The sequence below is a fragment of the Citrobacter sp. wls757 genome (genome assembly GCF_005280935.1).
GTDB classification, from domain to species: Bacteria; Pseudomonadota; Gammaproteobacteria; order Enterobacterales; family Enterobacteriaceae; genus Citrobacter; species Citrobacter portucalensis.
Genome location: NZ_SZWU01000071.1, coordinates 1 through 4,708 on the forward strand (window position 1 = coordinate 1; position 4,708 = coordinate 4,708).

Sequence of the window (4,708 nt, forward strand, 5' to 3'; positions counted from 1 at the left end):
CGTACCAACGTGGACGGCACGCGAACTGTGATTACAGGAAACCGTACATTGCGGCGAAGATCCAACCAAAGACACAGGATACGCTTACGCCGATCAAGCCAGGCAGAATGAAGCTGTGGTTGATAACGAAGCGGCCGATGTGGGTGGTGCCGGAACGGTCAAACTGGATAGCAGCCAGATCGCTCGGGTAGGTCGGCAGAATGTAGTAACCGTAACATGCCGGAGCAGAAGCCACGATGTACGCGGGATCAACCCCGATTGCCAGAGCGACCGGAACAATCGCTGCCAGCGCCGCTGCCTGGGAGTTTACAAATTTGGATACCAGCAGCAGAACAATTGCATAGGCCCACGGATACTCTTTCACCATATTGCCCAGCACACCTTCGATTTCTGTCATGTGCGCGCCGAACATTGTTTCGGCCATCCAGGCAATACCGTACACCGCCACAATCGCGATCATACCGGAACGGAAGACTTCGTTTTTAGATATTGAAGCGGGATTGGTCTTCGTCAGGATAATAATCAGCGCACCGGTCAGCAGCATGAACATCTGGATAACCAGCACCATTGACAGCGGTTTGCCGCTAAAGGTAGGACGCAGCTCAGAGAACGCGCCAAGCACGGCAACCACGGCAATAGCGGCCAGGAAGATCCACATGGCCAGCCAGTTGCTTTTCGGCAGCTTTTTGTCTAACAGCGTGGCGGTATCGCCATACACATAGTTATGGTTTTCAGGTACGGAAATGAACTTCTGGAACTCTTCATCTTTATCCAGATCCTTACCACGGAACCAACTGAAGATACCGATCGCCAGGATACCCAACAGGGTAGACGGGATGGTGATGCTGAGCAGGTCGAGGAATTCGAGATGCTTGCCTTCAAACGTTACGTTACCCAGCATTGCCACCAGTGACACCACGGCTACAGAAACTGGGCTGGCGATAATCCCCATCTGTGCACCGATAGAACTCGCCGCCATCGGACGTTCCGGGCGAATATTGTTCTTAATGGCAACGTCATAAATGATTGGCAGGATGGTGTATACCACGTGCCCTGTACCGCAGAGAATCGTCAGGGTGCAGGTAACGAAAGGTGCGACGATGGAAACGTATTTTGGGTTACGGCGCAGCAGCTTTTCAGCGATTTGCAGCATAACGTCAAGGCCGCCGGAGGCTTGCAAGGTTGCCGATGCGGCCACCACGGCAATAATAACCAGCATTACATCTACAGGTGGTTTACCCGGCTGGAGATGGAAAACGAAAACCAGAATGACCAGGCCGATACCGCCTAATAAACCCAGCGCGATACCGCCCTTTCTGGCACCATAAAACAAACATATTAATATTATGAGAAGTTGTATACTAAATAACATTTTATTTACCCTCGCGAAAAACCCAGTCAATTTTTTGAAAAATGGATCTGTGCCACATTCTTTTTTGCCAGAATAAGCATCAAAAAATGGTCAGTATTCGATATGTCCGTATTTGCGATTAATGTTCAAATGTCTTGCTAGAATGTTTTTTCAAATTTATGGAAATATTTAGCTTTTTTCTGTGGCTTTGATCAGAGGAGAAAATCCTCAGGCGATGGGAAGCAGAGCTGGGCATGGAAAGCTGCGGTTGACGCTGTAATTTATCTGTTTTGCGTTTTCCGCTATTACGTGAACCACCGACAGAATGGGTGAGTAGATTATTTATGTGATCACGGTCACGCCATCTCATAATGTGATGAGGTCGGCGTGCGGATACTTTTATTTGCTCACAAAAATGTACGGTGTCCATGGTACGTAGCATGGTCTCCATTGCTACCAGTCTAGATTTTTTATGTCTGGTTAATTTCAGACTAATCCTTTATGGGTAAAAATACACACTCTGCGAGTTAGATAATACTTAATTAACTTTTGTTAGCGATTTTGAAATTAAAAACAGTGTGATGGTTGTCAATATTAAAATAATACATTTAACATGCCGGATACAAATATATTTGATCTAACGCAAATTTATAATTTTACAGTGCCAACTGGTGAAATTGGGATTTTTCATTATTTTAATAATTGTTACTTTCAAATAACAAATAATCCCAAGTGTATTTATTGGCAATATTGTTTAAGCAATGAGTAGTGTTCAGCCTGCACACGATAACGATAAACAGGTCTGCCGGTCACGCCATAATGGATGCTGGTAAATAAGATGTGACAATTGACGAGCCAGATAAGGTATTTACGGCAAGAGACGCGCGAGATATTGACCTCGTTGGCCAGCTCATCCGTGGAGAACTCCTGATCCTGGTGCTCATCAATCCACTGACACAGCGTGCGTAACGTTTGTGGCGTTAACCCTTTAGGTAAGCGCCGTGCTTCCTGTTCATTGGAAGAGCTGCCGTGAATCAGCTGGTCAAGCTCAGACTGTTCATAATACTGATGCTTGTCCATCTCATTTTTCTTGTGCAGCCAGCCGGTGAGCGCCTCTTCAAACCGGGAAGCCTGGAAAGGTTTGATCAGGTAGTCAACAACACCGTAGTGAAGTGAATCTTTGATGGTGGTGGCATCAGCGGCGGAAGAGATGACGATGACATCACACTTGCAACCTTCGCTGTGCAGAACCGGTAGCAGGTCCAGACCGTTTTCTTTTTGCATATAAATATCTAGCAAAATCAGATCGATATGATGACCGCTATGAAAGATTATCTCTTTTGCTTTCTCCAGCGTGGAGGCTGTGCCGCAGCAGTGAAAACCGGAGAGTTGCGCGACATAACGGCGGTTTAATTCCGCTACCATTGCATCGTCATCGACAATTAAGACATTGATCATCTGCTGGCCCTCTCACCATTCCACGGTAACTGTACAAAAAATTGGGTGAAGATCCCTGGTTCAGACTCGACGGAAATATTACCGCCAACGTTTTCAACCTGTTGTTTAACAAGCGCTAAACCAACGCCCCGTTCGGTTCCTTTTGACGAAACGCCCTTCTCAAAGATGTGCTCAATGTTTTCGGGGGCAATCCCCGGACCATCGTCATTCACTTCGCAATGCAACCAGCCGTGTCGATAATGCAAGGATACGCTGATCTCACCACCAGGTTCTTGACCTAGCGCCTCCAGGGCGTTTTCAATCAGATTCCCCAGAACGGTAATCAGTACCGCCACCTGATCTTCGTTGCTATTTTCCGGTAACTGGCTTTCATTGCTAATGACCAGACTATGGCCTAAATCAGATGTGCGATTAATCTTACTGAGTAAAAATCCTGCGATCACCGGTGATTTTATTTTTCCTAACAGTGAGCCAATTTCTTCCTGATAATTGTTTGCGGTCTTCAGGATGTAATTTTCAAGCTGCTTATAACTTTTCAGATGCAATAATCCCAGAATCACGTGCAATTTATTCATGAATTCGTGGGATCGTTCACGAAGTGCGTCGGCATAGTTGACCATACCATCCAGACGTTGCATGAGTTTTCGGACTTCAGTCTTATCTCTGAAGGTTGAAATGGCACCGATGATTTTACCGTTGCTGAGTACCGGGACCGTGTTAATTAAGAGTAGCCGATCCTTCACCATGATCTCTTCATCGCGGCGCGGCGTACCGTCATGTAGTACCTGTGAAAAATCGACCACCTGTGACCACGCATGGCTGAGTGTGGAGAGCTGGGCATCATCTTGTGATTTGTGATAATCCAGCAGCTCCTGCGCCGCCTGGTTAATCAGGGTCACCTCACCGCACTCGTCAACGGCAATAACACCTTCCTTTATAGAGTGCAGCATCGCCTGGCGTTGTTCGAACAGATTGGAGATTTCATAAGGCTCCAGGCCAAACAGAATGCGCTTGAGGACTTTGACAAATACCCATGTGCCGAGTAGCCCAACCAGCACGCCAAATAAGATTGACCAGATGATGCTGCCGCGGCTGTTATTGATCTGCTCAGTCACCCGGCTTAGCTCAAGGCCGATCGACACCACGCCAATCTGCCGATGATGTTCGTCATAGATAGGAGTAAATACACGTAGAGCTTTAGCCAGGAATCCGCGATTAATGGCGACATTCTCTTTACCTTGCAAGGCCAGCAATATGTCATCACCTTTAAATGGCTGACCGATTCGCTGCGCTTCGGGATGAGAGTAACGAATGCTTTGCATATCAGTGACGACGATAAACAAAAAGTCGTTGCTCTTATTCACCGCCTGGGCAATCGCCTGAATGCCGCTTTCCTCGGGCTTTTTCATTAGGCCCTGGCGGATCTCCGGAGAGTTGGCTAGCGTTCGCGCGACCGCAAGCGCTTTACTCGCTAATGCATCGCGCGTCATGTTGCTGATCTGCGAGAAATAAATCAGATGAACGACAAGCAGCACGGAGAAGAGTACTGCACTAACCATGAGGATCACGGTGGTGCCAAGCTTCATCGGGCGTTTACGTATAGCAGTACGTTGCAGGGAGTATCTCATCACGGTCCTGAAATCACGGTTTGTGCGGGTATTATTGCCTGATGGGGTGCGTAATTCAAAGGTGGTAGGGATTATGGCGCTTAAGTTGTCAGTCCTTCTTCTTTATATAGCGTAGAGTGAATTTCTTTCTATATAGAGGTTTTCATACCGATTCTCTCCCTTTTCAGGGACGCTTACAGATAATTTCCTTACGATTGTGGATAACTCTGTGTGTAAATGGGTATAAGGCGGGGTTTTGCTGTGGAATGCAGCAGTCAGTCATTTTTCTGTC

3 protein-coding genes are annotated in these 4,708 nt (G+C 47.0%); all 3 read right to left on the reverse strand.

The annotated features are described in order from the left end of the window. Nucleotides 1–31 precede the first annotated feature (31 nt). The 3 genes from dcuB to FDW94_RS19655 all read right to left on the reverse strand — a co-directional run bounded on the left by dcuB (nucleotide 32) and on the right by FDW94_RS19655 (nucleotide 4,437). The gene (gene dcuB, locus FDW94_RS19645) at nucleotides 32–1,372 is read right to left on the reverse strand and encodes an anaerobic C4-dicarboxylate transporter DcuB (protein WP_003031873.1); all 1,341 of its coding nucleotides are present in this window, start codon (nucleotides 1,370–1,372) and stop codon (nucleotides 32–34) included. Between the two features lie 717 nt (nucleotides 1,373–2,089). Further along, on the reverse strand, nucleotides 2,090–2,809 hold the full coding sequence (dcuR, locus tag FDW94_RS19650; RefSeq protein WP_008786975.1) for a two-component system response regulator DcuR: 720 nt from the start codon (nucleotides 2,807–2,809) through the stop codon (nucleotides 2,090–2,092). Beyond that, nucleotides 2,806–4,437 (reverse strand): sensor histidine kinase, encoded by a 1,632-nt coding sequence (locus FDW94_RS19655; RefSeq protein WP_003826772.1) that lies wholly within the window; start codon nucleotides 4,435–4,437, stop codon nucleotides 2,806–2,808. Before FDW94_RS19655 ends, dcuR begins: the two co-directional genes overlap by 4 nt. Between the last annotated feature and the right edge of the window lie 271 nt (nucleotides 4,438–4,708).